We start from the raw sequence: 17,943 nt of genomic DNA, 5'->3' as shown, positions 1-17,943 counted from the left end.
CCTCAGCGCTTCTTGTGCAACCGTTCGGCGTGGTAGCGTAGGTGATCCTCGATGAAGCTGGCGATGAAGTAGTAGCTGTGGTCGTAGCCGGGCTGGCGACGCAGGGTCAGAGGGTGGTCGTGCTCGGCGCACACCGCCTCGAGGCGCTCGGGCCTTAGCTGCTCCTCGAGGAAGTCGTCGGCCTCGCCCTGGTCGATGAACAGCGGCTGGCGGGAGGCACCGCGGGCCACCAGCTCGCAGGCGTCGTACTGGGTCCAGCGGCCGCGATCCTCGCCCAGGTAGCCGGAGAAGGCCTTCTGCCCCCAGGCGCACTCCGAGGGATTGACGATGGGCGCGAAGGCCGATACCGAGCGGTAGTGGCCCGGACGACGCAGGGCCATCACCAGGGCGCCGTGGCCGCCCATGGAGTGGCCGCTGATCGACTCGCGGCCATTGACCGGGAAGTGCTGGCGCACCACCGAGGGCAGCTCCTCGGTGACGTAGTCATACATGCGGTAGTGGCGCTTCCAGGGCTCCCGGGTGGCGTTGACGTAGAAGCCGGCGCCGGAGCCGAAGTCATAGCTGTCATGCTCGCCGGGCAGGTCGGTGCCCCGCGGGCTGGTGTCCGGGCAGATGATGGCGATCCCCAGCTCGGCGGCGATGCGCTGGGCGCCGGCCTTCTGCATGAAGTTCTCGTCGCTGCAGGTCAGCCCGGAGAGCCACCACAGCAGCGGCACCCGCTGGGTCTCGGCCTGGGGCGGCAGGTAGATGGCGAACACCATCTCGCAGTCCAGCGCCCGGGAGCGGTGGCGGTAGCGCTTGTGCCAGCCGCCGAAGCTCTTGTTGGCCGACACCAGTTCGAGGTTCTCGGACATGCTCATGATGAAAAGGCCTCAATCTCAATAGTGAAGGACGGTGCGGATGCTCTCGCCCCGGTGCAGCAGGTCGAAGGCCTCGTTGATCTTCTCGAACGGCAGGTCGTGGGTGATGAAGTCGTCGATGTTGATCTCGCCGTTCATGTACCGCTCCACATAGCCCGGCAGCTCGGTGCGCCCCTTGACGCCACCGAAGGCGGAGCCCTTCCAGACCCGGCCGGTGACCAGCTGGAACGGACGGGTGCTGATCTCCTCGCCGGCGCCGGCCACGCCGATGATGATCGATTCGCCCCAGCCCTTGTGGCAGCACTCCAGGGCCTGGCGCATGACGTTGACGTTGCCGATGCACTCGAAGGAGTAGTCGACGCCACCATCGGTCAGGTCGACGATCACCTGCTGGATGGGGTCGCTGTACTCCTTGGGATTGACGAAGTCGGTGGCGCCGAACTGCTCGGCGAGCTTGAACTTCTCCGGATTGACGTCGATGGCGATGATGCGGCTGGCCTTGGCCATCACCGCGCCCTGGATCACCGCCAGGCCGATGGCGCCCAGGCCGAACACGGCGACGGTGGACCCCGGCTCGACCTTGGCGGTGTTCATCACCGCGCCGATGCCGGTGGTCACGCCGCAGCCCAGCAGGCAGATCTTGTCCATGGGCGCCTCCTTGGAGACCACCGCCAGGGAGACCTCGGGCAGCACGGTATACTCGCTGAAGGTGGAGGTGCCCATGTAGTGGTGCAACATCTTGCCGTCCAGGGAGAAGCGGCTGGTGCCGTCGGGCATCAGGCCCTTGCCCTGGGTGGCGCGCACCGCACCGCACAGGTTGGTCTTGCCGGAGAGGCAGAACTTGCACTTGCCGCACTCGGCGGTATAGAGCGGGATGACGTGGTCACCGGGACGCACGCTGCTGACCCCCTCGCCCACCTCCTGGACGACGCCGGCCCCCTCGTGACCCAGCACCGCCGGGAAGTTGCCCTCCGGGTCGGCACCGGACAGCGTATAGGCATCGGTGTGGCAGACGCTGGTGGCGGCCATCTTCACCAGCACCTCGCCGGCCTTGGGGCCTTCGACGTCGATCTCGACGAGTTCCAGGGGCTTGCCCGCTTCCAGGGCGACGGCGGCGCGTGACTTCATGATCGATCTCCTCGCTTGGGGAATGTTGCTCCCAGTCTAGGCAATATCGCTATCCGAGATAAACTGCACCAAAGGCACGACATTATTGCCATACAGCAACAATCGTCATCGGAGGGTGTATGCAGCGCTGGGATCGTATCGAGGCCTTCGTCGAGGTGGTGCGTCTGGGCACCTTCGTCGCCGCGGCGCGGGAGCTGTCGGTGTCGCCCTCCCACGTCAGCCGGCTGGTGGCGCAACTGGAGCAGCGGCTGGGCACTGCCCTGCTCTACCGCACCACCCGCCAGATCCACCTGACCGACGCCGGCGCCCTCTACTACCGCCAGTGTCGACAGCTGTTCGATGGCTTCCGCGAGGCCGAGGCGGCGATCGGCGACCTGCAGGACCGCCCCCGGGGACGCCTTTCCCTGACCTCGGCCACCACCTTCGGTGAGCGCTTCATCGCGCCGCTGGTCAACGATTTCCAGCTTGCACACCCGCAGCTGGAGATCCGCATGCACTTCACCAATCGCCGGGTGGATATCATCGACGAGGGCTTCGACGTGGCGATCCGCATGGGCCGACTGGAGGATTCCAGCCTGGTGGCACGACGCCTGTGCGAGCGTCGCGAGTACGTGGTGGGGGCGCCGGCCTACTTCGCGCATATCTCCCAGCCCTACGCCCTGGACGAGCTCTCCCGACACCGCTGCCTGATCGGCAGCCGCGACCACTGGCGCTTCGCCGTGGATGGGGTGCGCCGCGAGGTACGCGTGCAGGGGTGCTGGCGAGCCAACTCCGGCCCCGCCCTGCTCGACGCCGCCCTCAAGGGATTGGGCCTGGCCCAGCTGCCCGACTATTACGTGGAGGAGCACCTGGCCAGAGGGACACTGATCGCCGTGCTCGACGCCTACCGCCACGCCGACACCGCGGTATGGGCGGTCTTTCCGCGTCACCGCCAGCGCTCCCCCAAGCTGCAGCGCTTCCTCGACCACCTGGTGACGCGACTGCCGGGCAGCCTGCCCCGCCCCCAACAAGACGGCGCCCCGCAGGGCGCCGTGAATCCGGAGAGCGAAGCCGGGCTTACTTGAAGTTCTTCTTCACGATCTTCTGGATCTCGCCGACGATGCCGCTGCGGAAGCTCAGCACGCAGATCACGAAGATGGCGCCGAGGATCACGCTCACCCAGTTGCCCAGCGGCGACTGGGCCAGCTGGGTCTGCAGGCTGACTACCACCCCGGCCCCCACCAGCGGGCCGAACAGCGTGCCCACCCCGCCCAGCAGGGTCATCAGGATCACCTCGCCGGACATGTGCCAGTGGGCGTCGGTCAGCGAGGCGAGCTGGAACACCACCGTCTTGGTGGACCCCGCCAGGCCGGCCAGGCCCGCGGAGAGCACGAAGGCCACCAGCTTGTAGGCGTCGACGTTGTAGCCCAGCGACACGGCCCGCGGTTCGTTCTCGCGGATCGCCTTGAGCACCTGGCCGTAGGGCGAGTGCACGGTACGCTGGATGATGGCGAAGCCGATCACGAACACCGCCAGCACGAAGTAGTACATGTTGAGGTTGCTGGAGAGGCTGATCAGCCCGAACAGCTCGCCCCGCGGCACCCCGTGCAGGCCGTCCTCGCCGCCGGTGAAGGGCGCCTGGACGAAGAAGAAGAACATCATCTGCGCCAGCGCCAGGGTCACCATGGCGAAGTAGATCCCCTGGCGGCGGATCGCCAGGGCGCCGAACAGGGTGCCCAGCACCACGGCGGCGAAGGTGCCGATCAGGATGCCCAACTCCGGGGTCAACCCCGGGTAGCTGGCCAGCATGATGCCGGTGAAGTAGCCACCGGTGGCCAGGAAGGCGGCATGCCCGAAGGAGAGCAGGCCGGCGTAGCCGAGCAGCAGGTTGAAGGCGCAGGCGAACAGCGCGAAGCACAGCACCTTCATCAGGAACACCGGGTAGGCCACGAAGGGCGCCACCAGGGCGATGACGATCAGCACCAGGTAGAGGGCGTTGCGACGCAGCTTGGCCTGGCGGCGGCGCTGCATGGCGGGCGTCAGGGTCTGGGTTGCCGACATGGCGTCAAGCCTCCTTGCCGAAGAGTCCCGCGGGACGCAGCATCAGGACGACCACCATCACCACGAAGATCACGGTGTTGGCGGCCTCGGGATAATAGACCTTGGTCAGGCCCTCGATCAGGCCCATGGCCAGGCCGGTGATGACCGCACCGATGATCGAGCCCATGCCACCGATCACCACCACGGCGAAGACCACGATCAAAAGGCTCGAGCCCATGGTCGGCGACACCGGGTAGAGCGGCGCGGCCAGCACCCCGGCGAAGGCGGCCAGGGCCACCCCGAAGCCGTAGGTCAGGGTGATCAGCTGGGGCACGTTGACCCCGAAGGCCTGCATCAGCGACGGGTTCTCGGTGCCGGCGCGCAGGTAGGCGCCCAGGCGGGTGCGCTCGATGATGAACCAGGTAGCCAGGCAGACCACCAGCGCCGCCAGCAGTACCCAGCCGCGATAGATGGGCAGGAACATGAAGCCGAGGTTCATCCCGCCTTCCAGGGCCGCGGGCGTGGGATAGCTCGAGCCCGAGACACCGAAGAAATTGATCAGGGTGCCCTCGAAGATCAGCGCCAGGCCGAAGGTGAGCAGCAGCCCGTAGAGATGGTCGAGGTGGGCGATGCGGCGCAGGATGAAGCGCTCGATCAGCATGCCCAGCCCGCCTACCACCAGCGGCACCACCAGCAGCGCCGCCCAGTAGTTGAGCCCCAGGTGCTGCAGGCCCAGCAGGGCCACGAAGGCGCCCAGCATGTACATGGCACCGTGGGCGAAGTTGACGATCTTCAGCAGGCCGAAGATCACCGCCAGCCCCAGGCTGAGCAGGGCATAGAAGGCGCCGTTGATCAGGCCCAGCATCAGCTGACCCATGAACACCATCAACGGCACCCCGAAAATCATTGTCATGTCATGGACCTCCCGTCAGCTGGCGGCGGCCGAAGCCGCCGCCGGTTCCGCATCCGCTCAGTTGTTGACCAGGTCACACTGGCTCTCGGAGAGCGGACGGTAGGCCTCTTCTGCCGGGATGGTGGCGAGGATCTCGTAGACGTCCCACTCGCCGGTTGACTCCTCGGGAGTCTTCACGCGCGCCAGGTACATGTCGTGGACCATGCGGCCATCCTCGCGGATGCGGCCGTTGCGGGAGAAGAAGTCCTCCACCGGGCGCTCGGCCATGGCCGCGCGGATGGCCTCGGGGTTATCGGTCCCCTCCTCGGCCACGGTCTCCAGGTAGTGCATGGTGCTGGAGTAGAGGCCGGCCTGGACCATGGTCGGGCGCGCGCCCACCCGGTCGAAGTAGCGGTCGGCCCATTCGCGGGCCTGGTCGTCCATGTCCCAGTACCAGCCGGTGGTGAGCAGCAGGTTCTGGGTGTCCTCGAGACCCATGGAGTGGACGTCGTTGAGGAAGATCAGCAGGCCGGCGAGCTGCTGGCCGGACTGGGTCAGGCCGAACTGGCTGGCGGTGGAGATGGCGTTGACGGTGTCGGCGCCGGCATTGGCCAGGCCGACGATCTTGGCGCCGGAGCCCTGGGCCTGGAGGATGTAGGAGGAGAAATCGCTGGTCGGGAAGGGATGACGCACGCCGCCGACGATCTCGCCGCCGTTCTCCTCCACCACCTTGGTCACGTCGGCCTCGAGGGCGTGGCCGAAGGCGTAGTCGGCGGTGAGCATGAACCAGGTGTCGCCGCCCTGCTCCACCACCGCCTTGGCGGTGCCGTTGGCCAGCGGGTAGGTGTCATAGACCCAGTGGATATGGTTGGGGGTGCAGTGCTCGTTGGTGATGCTGGAGGCGGCGGAGCCGGAGACGATGCCCAGACCGTTGTTCTCCTCGATCACCTTGGTCGCGGCGATGGAGACCGAGGAGGCCACCAGGCCGGCGACCAGATCGACATTGCGGGTATCGAACCACTCGCGCACGGTGTTGGCACCCACGTCGGCGCTGTTGCGGTCGTCGGCGCTGAACACCTCGATGGGGGCACCGTTCACCTCGCCGCCGAAGTCCTCGATGGCCATCTCCAGGGCCGCGAGGCCGCCGGGGCCGGCCAGGTCGCGGTAGGTGCCGGACATGTCGGCGAGATAGCCGATGCGCACGGCATCATCGCTCATCTGGGCCTGGGCGCCGGTGGCCATCAGGGTGGCGGTGGCCAGGGCAACGCTGGAAGCGAGAATCTTGCGGTTGTAGGTCATGATTGACTCCGTGGCCCACGCGGGGCGGTTTGTTGTTGTCGATACGGTTGGCGGTGGTGAAACTGCCGGGCGACGGGCGTGCCGTCACACCCCCAGCAGGCTGTTGAGGTGCTCGCGCCGCGACGGCAGTTCGGCGGCGCTGATCTCCTCGATGATGCGACCGTGCTCCATCACGAAGTGACGGTCGGCCAAGGGGGCGGCGAAGCGGAAGTTCTGCTCCACCAGCACGATGGTCATGCCGCGCTCCTTGAGCTTGACCAGCACCTCGCCGAGCGCCTGGACGATGACCGGGGCGAGGCCCTCGGTGATCTCGTCGAGCAGCAGCAGCCGCGCTCCGGTGCGCAGGATGCGCGCCATGGCCAGCATCTGCTGCTCGCCGCCGGAGAGCCTCGTGCCCTGGCTGCGGCGCCGCTCGTAGAGGTTGGGGAACATCGCGTAGATCTCGTCGAGGCTCATGCCGTCGGAACGCACCGTGGGCGGCAGCAGCAGGTTCTCCTCGACATCGAGGCTCGCGAAGATGCCACGCTCCTCGGGGCAGTAGCCGATGCCCAGCCGCGGGATGCGGTGGGGCTTCATGCCCAGGGTCTCGTTGCCGTTGATCATGATCGAGCCGGTACGCCGGCCGACCATGTTCATGATCGATTTGAGGGTGGTGCTGCGCCCGGCGCCGTTGCGACCGAGCAGGGTCACCAGCTCGCCGCGCTTCACGTCGAAGTCGACGCCGTGGAGGATGTGCGATTCGCCGTAGAAGGCGTGCAGGTCGCTGACCCGCAGCATCTCGGCGCCGTCATGGTGGGGATGGGCGTCGCGAGTCCCGCGGATCGCCTCGGCTGCCTGGCTCATGCGCTGGCCTCCTCTTCCGCCGCGTCGCTGCCCATGTAGGCCTCGCGCACCTGGGGATTGCGGGAGACCTCCTGGTAGTCGCCCTCGGCCAGCACGCTGCCGCGGGCCAGCACGGTGATGCGGTCGCACAGCCGGCTGACCACGCTCAGGTTGTGCTCCACCATCAGCACGGTGCGCCCCTTCGAGACGCGCCGGATCAGCTCGACGATGCGGTCGACATCCTCGGCACCCATGCCCTGGGTCGGCTCGTCGAGCAGCATCAGCGTGGGGTCCAGCGCCAGGGTGGTGGCCACCTCCAGGGCGCGCTTTCGCCCGTAGGGCATCTCCACGGTGAGCACATCGGCGTACTCGGCCAGACCCACCTCGGCGAGCAGCTCCAGGGCACGGTCGTTGAGGTGGTCGAGGCTGCTCTCGGGCTTCCAGAAGTGGAAGGAGGTGCCCAGCTTGCGCTGCAGCGCCACCCGCACGTTCTCCAGCGCCGTCATGTGGCCGAACACCGCGGAGATCTGGAAGGAGCGCACCAGGCCGAGACGCGCGATCTCGTTGGCCTTCATGCGCGTGATGGGCTTGCCGCGATAGAGAATCTCGCCGCGGGTCGGCGGCAGGAACTTGGTCAACAGGTTGAAGACGGTGGTCTTGCCGGCCCCGTTGGGGCCGATCAGGGCATGGATATGCCCCTCCTGAACCTGCAGGTTGACGTCGTCCACGGCGGTGAAGCCGCGAAACTCCTTGGTCAACCCGCGAGTCTCCAGTATGAACTCCTGGGTCATGGATCGTCCTCTCGGGGTCGCGTCGCGCGACCCGCCGTGGTGCTGTTGTCGTTGTTGTCGGCCGCTGTCGTGGTCGGGATGACGGCGGGGGTCATCAGGCATCGGCACTTTACGTTAACGTAAGCTAGAGGAGTGATTCCGGTTCGGCAATAGGCCAGGCCAAAATCTCGACTAATGGTGTAGGTCCCGCAAATTCAATAGTTTGCAAACAACTAGCCGGCAAGGTTAGCCACCGATCGACGGGGCAGGTAAAATACCTATCCACTATTGCCTGCACACCCAAACTTCGCCATGCCCCATAAGTCTCTGCCCGACCCCTCCTGGCCCATCGGCTTCCGCGCCGTCTGCCTGCGCGCGACGCTCTATATCCTGCTGGTGGCGGGTATCGCCCAGGGGGTCTTCTACGAAGCCCTCCACTTCCCCGATGCACGCTTCTCCGAGCGCGGCTTCACCGAGCTGGCCCAGACCACCCTGCTGGCCGCCGCTTCCGCCCTGCTGCTCTACGTGCTGCTCGGGCTGCGCGAGCTGCGCCTCGTCGCCCTGCTGATGTTCGGCCTGCTGTTTGCCTCGCTGATCCGCGAACAGGATGCCCTGCTCGATGCTCGCGTCTTCGACGGGGCCTGGCAGCTGCTGGTCAGCCTCACGCTGCTGCCGATCCTGTTCGTGGTCATCCGCAGGCGCCGGCGGTTCATGGCCGAGTTCGCCGCCTATGCCAACAGCTTCTCCTTCGGGCTGTTCGCCGCGGGCTTCCTGACCACCTATGTCTTCTCGCGGCTCTACGGACGTGGCGACTTCTGGCAGGCGATCCTGCAGGATCGCTACCTGCGTGACTTCAAGAGTGCCGCCGAGGAGGTGGTGGAGCTGTTCGGCTACGCCCTGTTGCTAATCGCGGTGATCGAACTGGTGCTGCTGGCCCGCCGCTGGGCGCTGGCGCGCAAGGCGGGCTGAGCCTCCGGCGCACGGCCGCCGACAACACAAGAAGCCCCGACAGGCCTGGCCTGTCGGGGCTTCTTCATGGCGCCAACGCCGGCAGGAGCCGGCGCGATTCGCACCCTACTCGTCGAGGAAGGAGCGCAGCGGCTCGGAGCGGCTGGGATGACGCAGCTTGCGCAACGCCTTCGCCTCGATCTGGCGGATCCGCTCTCGGGTGACATCGAACTGCTTGCCGACTTCCTCGAGGGTGTGGTCGGTGTTCATGTCGATGCCGAAGCGCATGCGCAGCACCTTGGCTTCCCGGGCGGTGAGGCCACCCAGCACGTTGCGCGTCGCCTCGATCAACCCCTCACCGGTGGCGGAGTCGATGGGCAGCACCATGGAGCCGTCCTCGATGAAGTCGCCCAGGTGCGAGTCGTCATCGTCGCCGATGGGCGTCTCCATGGAGATCGGCTCCTTGGCGATCTTGAGCACCTTGCGCACCTTGTCCTCGGGCATCTCGAGACGCTCACCCAACTCCTCGGGGGTGGGCTCGCGCCCCATCTCCTGGAGCATCTGCCGGGAGACCCGGTTGAGCTTGTTGATGGTCTCGATCATGTGGACCGGGATGCGGATGGTGCGCGCCTGATCGGCGATGGAGCGGGTGATCGCCTGGCGAATCCACCAGGTGGCATAGGTGGAAAACTTGTAGCCGCGGCGATACTCGAACTTGTCCACCGCCTTCATCAGGCCGATGTTGCCCTCCTGGATCAGGTCCAGGAACTGCAGGCCGCGATTGGTGTACTTCTTGGCGATGGAGATCACCAGGCGCAGGTTGGCCTCGACCATCTCCTTCTTGGCACGACGCGCCTTGGCCTCGCCGATGGACAGGCGGCGATTGACCTCCTTGATCTCCTGCACCGGCAGGCGAACCATCGCCTCCTCGAAGGCGATCTTGCGCTGGGCGCGCTGGATATCCGTGCGCAGCGGCGCGAGGCGGTCGGCATACTTGGGGTGCTCGCCGGAGAAGGCATCCAGCCACTCGGGGTCGGACTCGCTGCCCGGGAAGGCCTTGATGAAGGTCTTGCGCGGGATGCGTGCCTTCTTGACGCACAGCTGCATCACCGCCTTCTCCTGGGCGCGCACCTGCTCGACGCTGATGCGCACCTGGTTGACCAGGCGCTCGAAGTGCTTGGGCACCAGCTTGATCGGCGAGAACAGCTCGGCCAGCCGCGCCAGTTCCTCCTGGGCGGGCTTCGCGTGGCGGCCGTGGGCCTCGATGGCCGCCTGGGCCGCGGCGTTCTGCTCGCGGATCTGCTCGAAGCGGGCGCGGGCCTCCTCGGGGTCCGGGCCGCCGGTGCTCTCCTCCTCGGCCTCGCCATCCTCGTCGTCATCGCCCGCCGCCTGGGGCTCCTCCTCGGGAACCTCGGCCTCGGCCACGCCGGGAATGCCCTCGTCGGGGTCGATGAAGCCGGAGAAGAGATCGGACAGGCGGCCGGGGGCCTCCTCGTCCTGGGTGGCATCGTAGGCGTCGAGGATGGAGTCCACCGCGCCGGGCAGGTAGGCCAGCGCCGACATCACCTCACGGGTGCCCTCCTCGATGCGCTTGGCGATCTGAATCTCGCCCTCGCGGGTCAGCAGCTCCACCGTCCCCATCTCGCGCATGTACATGCGCACCGGATCGGTGGTGCGACCCACGTCGCTTTCCACGGCGGCCAGGGCCGCCACGGCCTCCTCGGCCGCCGACTCGTCGGTGGACTGATCCGACATCATCAGGGTGTCTTCATCGGGGGCTTCCTCGACGACGCTGATGCCCATGTCGTTGATCATGCCGATGATATCTTCCACCTGATCCGGGTCGGCGATATCCTCGGGAAGGTGGTCGTTGACCTCGGCATAGGTCAGGTAGCCCTGTTCCTTGCCGCGCGCGATCAACTCCTTCAGACGCGACTGCTGCTGCGCATTTCCAGCCATAGAAACCCTATCTCGACGAAGAAGAATGAAGCACCTGAAGCGCTGGGTGGAGAAAACTCATAAAGCCGAACAGTATAGCGGCAGAAAGCACCTTTCCGCCAGTTCGATCTATTTGCGCGGTCATTCAGGTGTGTTAGGTTGTCAGGTTACGCCGGTGCCGAGCGCTGTCTCCTATGTGGGGATGTTAGGAGAGAAATCAACCGCAGGGCCAATCCGTGGTCACTTTTTTTGACCTCCCGGTCAACGGTGCAGTTCGGTGATCAATGCCATCCGTCGCTGCTTCTCCTCCCGCGACAGCCGCTCAATTACTAGGCTTGAGCCAGCAACTGCATCAACCGCTGCCTCTCCTCATCCGTAAGACTCTCTCCCTGCCTTTGCCTCTCCAACAATGCATCAATTTCCTGCTGTCGAGTCGGCTTGAGCTTGTGGCGTTGAAAATACTGAACCCAGTTTTCCAACTCCTTGGCCCTAAAAGGCTTTGAAATCAGCGGCTCGCGCCGCGCCAGCGTCGCCAGGCGCTCCCCCTCCGGGGTCCCATGGAAGTGCGCCAGCAGCACCTGGGGGCTGCGGTAGCCCCCGGCACGCACCAGGCGGATCACCTCTCGGCACAGCGCCCCGTCCGAGTCCTCCACGGGGCACCAGTCGTCCTCCCCGGGCAGCCCCTCGACCAGCGCCGGCTCGTGCACCAGCAGCTGCAGGACGCGCGCCATCAGGCTCAAGGCCCCGCCGGGGCGACGCGCGAACGCTGCACCGCTCTCGCCCCGGGGTGGCGGCGACTCCGGCATGGGATCACCCTCCATGGCGGGCGACGCCTGTGCGCCGCGCGCCTCTCGGCCCGCGGCAGCATCGCCTCTCGCCAGCAGGGCCGAGAAGTTCGCCGCCTCGACGCCGGTACGCCGCGACAGCTCACTCAGCATCAGCGACCTGAGCACCCCTTCCGGCAAGCGCCCGATCGCCTTCAGCACCTGGCTGGCGTAACGCTCACGCTCCTCGATGCGCGCCAGGTCGCGGCCTGCCGCCGCCTGGTCGAAGAGGAACTCCGACAGCGGGCTGGCGCAGGTGATGCGGTCCTGGAAGGCCTCGCTGCCCTCGCGGCGCACCAGGGTGTCCGGGTCCTCCCCCTCGGGCAGGAACAGGAAGCGTGCCTGGCGGCCATCGATCATCAGCGGCAGCACCGTTTCCAGCGCCCTTGTCGCGGCCTGACGGCCGGCACGGTCACCGTCGAAGCAGAACACCACCTCGTTGACCAGCCGGAACAGTCGGCCGAGATGCTCCTCGCTGGTGGAGGTACCCAGGGTGGCCACCGCATTGCGGATGCCGAACTGGGCCAGGGCCACCACGTCCATGTAGCCCTCGACGATCACCACCCGCTCCAGGCGATGATCGGCCTGGCGCGCCTCATAGAGGCCGTATAGCTCGCGCCCCTTGTGGAACACCGGGGTCTCCGGCGAGTTGAGGTACTTGGGCTTGGCGTCGCCCAGCACCCGGCCGCCGAAGCCGATGGTGCGCCCCTTGATATCGCGGATCGGGAACATCACCCGATCGCGGAAGCGGTCGTAGGTACGCCCGCTCTCCTCACGATGCACCAGCAGGCCGTATTCCACCTGCACCGGCTCGCCGATGCCACGCTCACCGAGGTGGCGCTTGAGGCTCTCCCAGGCGTTCGGGGCGTAGCCGACACCGAAGGTCTCGATCACCTCCGGCGCCAGGCCACGGCGCTCCAGATACTCCCGGGCAGCCTGCCCCTCGGACATCCTCAACCGCTCGCGAAAGAAGCTGGCCGAGAGCTCGAGGAGGTTCACGCCCTCCTTGCGCTTGCGCTCCCGGGCCTGGGCCCGCGGGTCGTCGGCGCCCTCACGGGGCACCTCGATTCCCAGGCGGCCGGCCAGTTGCTCCACCGCCTCGGGGAAGCGCAGCTTGTCGTACTCCATCAGAAAGCGCAGGGCGTTGCCGTGGGCGCCGCAGCCGAAGCAGTGGTAGAACTGCTTGTCGGCACTGACGGTGAAGGACGGCGACTTCTCCTGGTGGAACGGGCACAGGCCCGAGAAGTTGCGCCCTGTCTTCTTGAGCTTGACTCGCTCACCCACCACCTCGACCACGTCGACACGGGCGAGCAGGTCATCGATGAAGCGCTGGGGAATCTGTCCGGCCATGAAGTCGGATCACCTCGACGGCTGCGGCGGGATCACCCTGGGTCGACGGCAGCCGCCACCGACCCGGAAAAAACAAGCGGCCACCGGATGGCGGCCGCTTGGCGTCCTCCTGAGACTGCCCGGGCCTGGGGCCCGACGTCTCCAGTACGGATCAATAGAGCCGTTCGAAGCGCTTGCGCTCACGCTGGAGCTTCTTGGCGTGACGCTTGACGGCAGCCGCCGCCTTGCGCTTGCGCTCCGCGGTCGGCTTCTCGTAATGCTCGCGACGACGCACCTCGGAGAGAACGCCGGCTTTTTCGCAGGAACGCTTGAAGCGACGCAGCGCGACGTCAAACGGCTCGTTATCTCGTACTTTGACAGAAGGCATTAAGCACTCACCTACCTTAGGTAACTAGAGTTCGGTTAGTACGCACACCCCTGTGGGTGGCACATTTCACGACGAACAAACGCCCGGAACGCCTGGGCGCGCCGGAAAACGAGGGTATCGTCGCGGAATTTCGCCACCTGGGTGCACGACCCAGTCTTGCAGCGCACAGTAGTCTAGTCCTCACGCCCGGCCTATGCAAATGCTTTCCGCGCCCATTCCACGTAGAATGGCGGCCTTTTCCGAGACACCGAGCCGACACCATGCGCGTACTGGGCATCGAGACCTCCTGCGACGAAACCGGCGTCGCCCTCTTCGACACCGAGCGCGGCCTGCTGGCCGACGCTCTCTACAGTCAGATCGCCATGCACGCCGAATACGGCGGCGTGGTGCCCGAGCTGGCCTCCCGCGACCACACCCGCCGGCTGCTGCCGCTGGTCGAGCAGGTGCTGGACGCGGCGGGCCTGGTCCGCTCGGATATCGATGCCATCGCCTACACCGCCGGCCCCGGCCTGGTGGGGGCACTGATGGTGGGGGCCGCCACCGCCCACGGCATGGCCCGGGCGCTGGGCATCCCGGTGCTCGGCGTCCACCATATGGAGGGACACCTGCTGGCGCCCATGCTGGAGGAGGATCGCCCCGCCTTCCCCTTCGTGGCCCTGCTGGTCTCCGGCGGCCACACCCAGCTGGTCGAGGTGCGCGGGCTGGGGGCCTACACCCTGCTCGGCGAATCGGTGGACGACGCCGCCGGCGAGGCCTTCGACAAGGCCGCCAAGATGCTGGGCCTGGACTACCCCGGTGGCCCCCTGGTGGCGCGCCTGGCCGAACACGGCGACCCGCAGCGCTTGCGCTTTCCGCGACCGATGACCGACCGCCCGGGGCTCGACTTCAGCTTCTCGGGACTCAAGACCCACACCCTCACCGCCATTCGCCGGCTCGAGGCGGCCGGCGAGCTCGACGAGCAGGCCCGCGCCGACGTGGCCCGCGCCTTCGAGGAGGCGGTGGTCGATACCCTGGTGATCAAGTGCCGCCGCGCCCTGGACCAGACCGGCCTCAAGCGCCTGGTGGTGGCCGGCGGCGTCAGCGCCAATACGCGGCTGCGCGAGAGACTGGAGTGCGAGTGCGAGAAACGCGATGCCCGGGCCTACTATCCTCGCGGGCGCTTCTGCACCGACAACGGGGCGATGATCGCCTATGTGGGGGCGCAACGACTGCAGGCCGGCGAGCGTGACGAGACCGGTGTTATGCAAGCAGTGCCGCGCTGGCCGATGGATACCCTGGAAGCGCCTGCCAGAAGCTGAACGGCACCCGATCTCTCAGGGACAGTCCCCGGCCAAGCCACCATGCTGGTCTTTATGCTCTATGCCAGCATTGACGCCACTGCCGGGGACTGTCCCTTCTGAAGCTATAAGGCTCTTCGCAGATCAACGTGAAGCCGGCTTGTGGGAGGCCGAGGTCCCCGGGCGATGGCGACGACAGGCGCCCGTTAGCCTTGTTGCATCTTTCTGGCCCATCCGGGGAGGCCTTTGGCCTCCATTCGCCCGGCAGAGCCGGCCTCCCACCATTACCCTGGCCTCCCAATACTCACTGCCGGACGGATTCACGCCAGTTTGCGATGAACCGCTTATAAGGGCGGCTCGTCGCCGCGTCCCAGGCGCTGGATATTGAGCACATGACGCACCAGCACCAGCACGGTGAAGGCGATCACCACGACGACGTAGTCCGGCGCCAGCCACAGGCTGGCCAGGGGTGCGGCGGCGGCGCTGGCCAGCGAGGCTACCGCGGCGGTGCGCACCCGCCAGGCGAGCAGGGACCAGAGCGCGGCGCACACCAGCGCCACCCCCGGGGTCAGCACCAGCATCACGCCGAAGGCGCTGGCCACGGCCTTGCCGCCGCGGAAGCGGTGCCACGCCGGGTAGCTGTGACCGAGCAGCACGGCCAGGCCCACCAGCCCCTGGGCCCAGGGCGGCAGCCCCGCCAGTTGGGCCAGCAGCAGCGCCGGCATCCCCTTGGCGGCATCCACCAGCAGGGTCGCCAGCGCCAGCCGACGCCCGTGCAGGCGCAGCACGTTGGAAAAACCCGGATTGAAGGAGCCCGCCAGGCGTGGATCGCCCACGCCGGCCAGCCGGCAGACGGTGAGCGCGCCGAGCCAACTGCCGCTGAGGTAACCCAGCAACGCCAGCGGCAGCAGCGTGATCAGTGGCGCCTCCACGGCCGACCCTCCTGCGACGAGAACCCGGCCATTCTGACAGCCCCACCCCGGGCTGCCCAGCCGCCAAGGTGTTCGGCCAAAGCTCTCGCAGTTACAGAAACCAAGGGGCGCTGGGGACAAGCCGTAGAGGAGGTCCTACGCCATGGATGGCGTCGGTAGCGCCCAGGGAGGGGTTCACAGCGCCTCCTCGAAGGCTTGTCGCCAGATCAGCCCCGAGCGAAAAGCTATCTGCGATAGCGCTGGGTGTTCCGCACGCCGGGGCTCGCGTACAATCTCGCCCCATTCCCTCCATCCGCCCGGAACCCCGCCATGGATCTAGTGCTGATCGAGTCCCTCGCCGTCGACACCGTGATCGGGGTCTATGACTGGGAGCGCACCATCACCCAGCGCCTGGTGCTCGACCTCGAGCTGGCCACCGATATCCGCCCGGCAGCGGCGGATGACGACATCACCCAGACCCTCGACTACGCGGCGATCAGCACGCGCATCCAGGCCTTCGCCGCCGAGCATGACGTTGCCCTGGTGGAGACCTTCGCCGAGCGGCTGGCCGAGGTGCTGCGCGAGGAGTTCGCTATCGCCTGGCTACGCCTGACCGTGCGCAAGCCGGGAGCGGTGTTGGCCGCGGCCGCGGTGGGCGTGAGTATCGAGCGCGGCGTCCGCCCGGGAGTGGCGTGATGGCCCTGGTCACGGTCAGCATCGGCAGCAATATCGAGCGCGAGCATCACGTGCGTGTCTGCCTGGATGCCCTGGCGGCCTCCTTCGAGGGACTGCGCATCTCGCGGGTGTTCGAGAGTGAACCGGTGGGCTTCGAGGATGGGCGCAACTTCTACAACCTGGTGGCGGCCTTCGAGAGCGATGCCTCGGTGGGTGAGCTGCAGGCCTGGTGCAAGCGCCTCGAGTTCGCCAATGGGCGCAGCGAGGGCAGCCCCAAGTTCAGCCCTCGCACCCTGGATGTCGACCTGCTGACCGTGGGCGAACTCAGCGGCGAGCACGACGGCGTCAGCCTGCCGCGGGGCGAGATCACCCACCACGCCTTCGTGCTCCAGCCCCTGGCCGAGCTGCTGCCCGAGGCGCGCCTGCCCGGGAGCGGCGAGACCTATGCGGCCCTGTGGCGCCGCTTCGAGGCGGGCGACCAGCGGCTCTGGCCGGTGGCCTTCAGCTGGGCCAAGCGCGAGATCTCACATCCCGACTGACGCGCCACTCCACCCCAAACCTGTGCTATCGCAGATGGAAACACCGCTCAAGGCTTTCCCGGCGACAGGCCTACGAGGGGGCGCTTTGAATACGTCCCTGTACGCTACCGATGCCATCCCTGGCATAGGACCCCCTCTTCGACCCGTCCCCGGCGCCTTTCGCTATCAAGGTCGAAATCCCGTTCTATCCTAGCGCCGCATCAATCGCCTCGCGGCGCCGCCGGGCGAGCTCCACGCCCAGCTCCCGCCCCTTGAATCCCTCTTCCACCAGCGTCTTCGGCAATACCTGGGCGGCAAGCCGCCAGGCCACTGCCAGCGCCTCGGCCAGCGCCGGCGCATCCAGGCTCACCAGGCTGATCAGCGGCACCACCCGTTCGCTGCGCCGCCAGGCATCGATGGCGTCCAGCCAGTCCAGCAGCCGCTCGCCATCCGGGGGCGCGTGGCGCGCCTCCGCGACCAGCGCACGGGTCTGCGCTACCTGCCGGGCCAGCTCGACGTAGGCCTTCGGCTGGCGCAGGCGATCGGCCAGCTGGCGCCGCGCCGCCTCGTCCAGGTGCTCCACCAGCCGCGCCCAGCGCCAGCGGGCCAGCGCCTCGCCCTCCTCCTCCTCGGGCAGCCGATGCAGCCGACCCAGCGCCTCGTCCAGCGCCTCCCGGTCGGCGGCCAGCGCCGGCATCAGCACCGCCAGGGCGCCGCAGTCGTCGAGCGCCTGGAAGTAGACCTCGGGCCAGGGCTCGGCCAGCGCCTTCTCGGTCTCGACCCACACCCGCTCGGCCACCAGGTGGGCGATCTCGCCGCTCTCTACCAGCTCGTGCATCAGCGCCCGGGTCGCCTCGGCGATGGTGAAGCCGAGCCCCGCGTAGCGCGCCAGGAAGCGCGCGGTGCGCAGCACCCGCAGGGGGTCCTCGACGAAGGCCGGCGACACATGGCGCAGCACCCGCGCCTCCAGGTCGGCCAGGCCACCATAGGGGTCCACCAGCTCGCCCTGCGGGCTCTCGGCCATGGCGTTGATGGTCAGGTCGCGGCGCACCAGGTCCTCCTCCAGGGTCACCTCGGGGCTGGCGTGCACCACGAAGCCGGTATAGCCGTGGCCCGCCTTGCGCTCGGTGCGCGCCAGGGCGTACTCCTCGTGGGTCTCGGGGTGCAGGAAGACCGGGAAGTCACGCCCCACGGGGCGGAAGCCACGGCGACGCAGCGCCTCCGGGGTGGTCCCCACCACGACCCAGTCGGTATCGGTGACGGGCCAACCGAGGCGGGCATCACGTACCGCACCGCCCACCCGATAGACCGCGAGCCCGCGCACGGCCGGATCGTCCGTCATCGC

At 67.3% G+C, this 17,943-nt stretch carries 18 protein-coding genes; 6 read left to right on the top strand and 12 right to left on the bottom strand.

Annotated features, from left to right (window positions below; all coding sequences use genetic code 11):
* Window positions 1-2 precede the first annotated feature (2 nt).
* Window positions 3-860: an S-formylglutathione hydrolase gene (fghA, locus tag RAN53_RS04000; protein ID WP_305795524.1), complete on the bottom strand. Its 858-nt coding sequence runs from the start codon at window positions 858-860 to the stop codon at window positions 3-5.
* An 18-nt stretch (window positions 861-878) separates the two neighbouring features.
* The gene (locus tag RAN53_RS03995) at window positions 879-1,988 is read right to left on the bottom strand and encodes an S-(hydroxymethyl)glutathione dehydrogenase/class III alcohol dehydrogenase (RefSeq protein WP_305795523.1); all 1,110 of its coding nucleotides are present in this window, start codon (window positions 1,986-1,988) and stop codon (window positions 879-881) included.
* A gap of 119 nt (window positions 1,989-2,107) precedes the next feature.
* Between RAN53_RS03995 and RAN53_RS03990 the strand changes: the two genes are divergently transcribed.
* The gene (locus RAN53_RS03990) at window positions 2,108-3,052 is read left to right on the top strand and encodes a LysR family transcriptional regulator (RefSeq protein WP_305795522.1); all 945 of its coding nucleotides are present in this window, start codon (window positions 2,108-2,110) and stop codon (window positions 3,050-3,052) included.
* Here the strand turns inward: RAN53_RS03990 and RAN53_RS03985 are convergent.
* The 5 genes from RAN53_RS03985 to RAN53_RS03965 all read right to left on the bottom strand — a co-directional run bounded on the left by RAN53_RS03985 (window position 3,045) and on the right by RAN53_RS03965 (window position 7,811).
* Window positions 3,045-4,028: a branched-chain amino acid ABC transporter permease gene (locus tag RAN53_RS03985; RefSeq protein ID WP_305795521.1), complete on the bottom strand. Its 984-nt coding sequence runs from the start codon at window positions 4,026-4,028 to the stop codon at window positions 3,045-3,047. The genes RAN53_RS03990 and RAN53_RS03985 overlap by 8 nt on opposite strands.
* A 4-nt stretch (window positions 4,029-4,032) precedes the next feature.
* A complete protein-coding gene (locus RAN53_RS03980) occupies window positions 4,033-4,920 on the bottom strand; it encodes a branched-chain amino acid ABC transporter permease (RefSeq protein WP_305795520.1) in 888 nt (295 codons plus the stop codon).
* A gap of 57 nt (window positions 4,921-4,977) precedes the next feature.
* On the bottom strand, window positions 4,978-6,198 hold the full coding sequence (locus tag RAN53_RS03975; protein ID WP_305795519.1) for an ABC transporter substrate-binding protein: 1,221 nt from the start codon (window positions 6,196-6,198) through the stop codon (window positions 4,978-4,980).
* 84 nt (window positions 6,199-6,282) lie between these two features.
* The gene (locus RAN53_RS03970; protein WP_305795755.1) at window positions 6,283-6,975 is read right to left on the bottom strand and encodes an ABC transporter ATP-binding protein; all 693 of its coding nucleotides are present in this window, start codon (window positions 6,973-6,975) and stop codon (window positions 6,283-6,285) included.
* A 62-nt stretch (window positions 6,976-7,037) separates the two neighbouring features.
* The gene (locus tag RAN53_RS03965) at window positions 7,038-7,811 is read right to left on the bottom strand and encodes an ABC transporter ATP-binding protein (RefSeq protein WP_305795518.1); all 774 of its coding nucleotides are present in this window, start codon (window positions 7,809-7,811) and stop codon (window positions 7,038-7,040) included.
* 291 nt (window positions 7,812-8,102) lie between these two features.
* Here RAN53_RS03965 and RAN53_RS03960 point away from each other — a divergent pair, with 291 nt between their 5' ends.
* Window positions 8,103-8,759, top strand: coding sequence for a hypothetical protein (locus RAN53_RS03960; protein WP_305795517.1), 657 nt, complete (start codon window positions 8,103-8,105; stop codon window positions 8,757-8,759).
* 105 nt (window positions 8,760-8,864) lie between these two features.
* On the opposite strand, the gene rpoD is transcribed toward RAN53_RS03960, so the two are convergent.
* Window positions 8,865-10,697 carry an RNA polymerase sigma factor RpoD gene (gene rpoD, locus RAN53_RS03955; RefSeq protein ID WP_305795516.1) on the bottom strand — a complete coding sequence of 611 codons (1,833 nt, stop codon included), beginning with the start codon at window positions 10,695-10,697 and terminating at the stop codon, window positions 8,865-8,867.
* A gap of 25 nt (window positions 10,698-10,722) precedes the next feature.
* Here rpoD and RAN53_RS03950 point away from each other — a divergent pair, with 25 nt between their 5' ends.
* Complete coding sequence (locus RAN53_RS03950; RefSeq protein ID WP_305795515.1) at window positions 10,723-10,929, top strand: hypothetical protein; 207 nt, start codon at window positions 10,723-10,725, stop codon at window positions 10,927-10,929.
* A 76-nt stretch (window positions 10,930-11,005) separates the two neighbouring features.
* On the opposite strand, the gene dnaG is transcribed toward RAN53_RS03950, so the two are convergent.
* Both dnaG and rpsU read right to left on the bottom strand, forming a co-directional pair.
* A complete protein-coding gene (dnaG, locus tag RAN53_RS03945) occupies window positions 11,006-12,850 on the bottom strand; it encodes a DNA primase (protein ID WP_305795514.1) in 1,845 nt (614 codons plus the stop codon).
* Window positions 12,851-13,001: 151 nt separating this feature from the next.
* Window positions 13,002-13,217, bottom strand: a complete 216-nt coding sequence (gene rpsU / locus RAN53_RS03940; RefSeq protein WP_016416934.1) for a 30S ribosomal protein S21 — start codon at window positions 13,215-13,217, stop codon at window positions 13,002-13,004.
* A gap of 260 nt (window positions 13,218-13,477) precedes the next feature.
* Between rpsU and tsaD the strand changes: the two genes are divergently transcribed.
* Window positions 13,478-14,515: a tRNA (adenosine(37)-N6)-threonylcarbamoyltransferase complex transferase subunit TsaD gene (gene tsaD / locus RAN53_RS03935; RefSeq protein WP_305795513.1), complete on the top strand. Its 1,038-nt coding sequence runs from the start codon at window positions 13,478-13,480 to the stop codon at window positions 14,513-14,515.
* A gap of 323 nt (window positions 14,516-14,838) precedes the next feature.
* Here tsaD and plsY read toward each other — a convergent pair whose 3' ends face one another.
* Window positions 14,839-15,426, bottom strand: coding sequence for a glycerol-3-phosphate 1-O-acyltransferase PlsY (plsY, locus tag RAN53_RS03930; RefSeq protein WP_414842954.1), 588 nt, complete (start codon window positions 15,424-15,426; stop codon window positions 14,839-14,841).
* A gap of 309 nt (window positions 15,427-15,735) precedes the next feature.
* Here plsY and folB point away from each other — a divergent pair, with 309 nt between their 5' ends.
* Both folB and folK read left to right on the top strand, forming a co-directional pair.
* Entirely contained in the window at window positions 15,736-16,101 is a 366-nt protein-coding gene (gene folB, locus RAN53_RS03925) for a dihydroneopterin aldolase (protein ID WP_305795512.1), read from the top strand.
* On the top strand, window positions 16,101-16,619 hold the full coding sequence (gene folK, locus RAN53_RS03920; RefSeq protein WP_305795511.1) for a 2-amino-4-hydroxy-6-hydroxymethyldihydropteridine diphosphokinase: 519 nt from the start codon (window positions 16,101-16,103) through the stop codon (window positions 16,617-16,619). The genes folB and folK overlap by 1 nt, the downstream gene beginning before the upstream one ends.
* Before the next feature lie 184 nt (window positions 16,620-16,803).
* On the opposite strand, the gene RAN53_RS03915 is transcribed toward folK, so the two are convergent.
* A complete protein-coding gene (locus RAN53_RS03915) occupies window positions 16,804-17,940 on the bottom strand; it encodes a polynucleotide adenylyltransferase (protein WP_305795510.1) in 1,137 nt (378 codons plus the stop codon).
* Window positions 17,941-17,943 lie beyond the last annotated feature (3 nt).

The organism is Halomonas sp. SSL-5 (assembly GCF_030708455.1).
Classification (GTDB): Bacteria; Pseudomonadota; Gammaproteobacteria; order Pseudomonadales; family Halomonadaceae; genus Halomonas.
Note: the sequence above shows the minus strand (reverse complement) of the source record. Positions and strands in the feature narration are given on the sequence as shown.

Bases quoted from the DNA above. Each gene is read 5' to 3' on its own strand.
- fghA (WP_305795524.1), bottom strand. From the start codon at position 860: ATGAGCATGTCCGAGAACCTCGAACTGGTGTCGGCCAACAAGAGCTTC.
- RAN53_RS03995 (WP_305795523.1), bottom strand. From the start codon at position 1,988: ATGAAGTCACGCGCCGCCGTCGCCCTGGAAGCGGGCAAGCCCCTGGAA.
- RAN53_RS03990 (WP_305795522.1), top strand. From the start codon at position 2,108: ATGCAGCGCTGGGATCGTATCGAGGCCTTCGTCGAGGTGGTGCGTCTG.
- RAN53_RS03985 (WP_305795521.1), bottom strand. From the start codon at position 4,028: ATGTCGGCAACCCAGACCCTGACGCCCGCCATGCAGCGCCGCCGCCAG.
- RAN53_RS03980 (WP_305795520.1), bottom strand. From the start codon at position 4,920: ATGACAATGATTTTCGGGGTGCCGTTGATGGTGTTCATGGGTCAGCTG.
- RAN53_RS03975 (WP_305795519.1), bottom strand. From the start codon at position 6,198: ATGACCTACAACCGCAAGATTCTCGCTTCCAGCGTTGCCCTGGCCACC.
- RAN53_RS03970 (WP_305795755.1), bottom strand. From the start codon at position 6,975: ATGCTGCGGGTCAGCGACCTGCACGCCTTCTACGGCGAATCGCACATC.
- RAN53_RS03965 (WP_305795518.1), bottom strand. From the start codon at position 7,811: ATGACCCAGGAGTTCATACTGGAGACTCGCGGGTTGACCAAGGAGTTT.
- RAN53_RS03960 (WP_305795517.1), top strand. From the start codon at position 8,103: ATGCCCCATAAGTCTCTGCCCGACCCCTCCTGGCCCATCGGCTTCCGC.
- rpoD (WP_305795516.1), bottom strand. From the start codon at position 10,697: ATGGCTGGAAATGCGCAGCAGCAGTCGCGTCTGAAGGAGTTGATCGCG.
- RAN53_RS03950 (WP_305795515.1), top strand. From the start codon at position 10,723: ATGAAGCACCTGAAGCGCTGGGTGGAGAAAACTCATAAAGCCGAACAG.
- dnaG (WP_305795514.1), bottom strand. From the start codon at position 12,850: ATGGCCGGACAGATTCCCCAGCGCTTCATCGATGACCTGCTCGCCCGT.
- rpsU (WP_016416934.1), bottom strand. From the start codon at position 13,217: ATGCCTTCTGTCAAAGTACGAGATAACGAGCCGTTTGACGTCGCGCTG.
- tsaD (WP_305795513.1), top strand. From the start codon at position 13,478: ATGCGCGTACTGGGCATCGAGACCTCCTGCGACGAAACCGGCGTCGCC.
- folB (WP_305795512.1), top strand. From the start codon at position 15,736: ATGGATCTAGTGCTGATCGAGTCCCTCGCCGTCGACACCGTGATCGGG.
- folK (WP_305795511.1), top strand. From the start codon at position 16,101: ATGGCCCTGGTCACGGTCAGCATCGGCAGCAATATCGAGCGCGAGCAT.
- RAN53_RS03915 (WP_305795510.1), bottom strand. From the start codon at position 17,940: ATGACGGACGATCCGGCCGTGCGCGGGCTCGCGGTCTATCGGGTGGGC.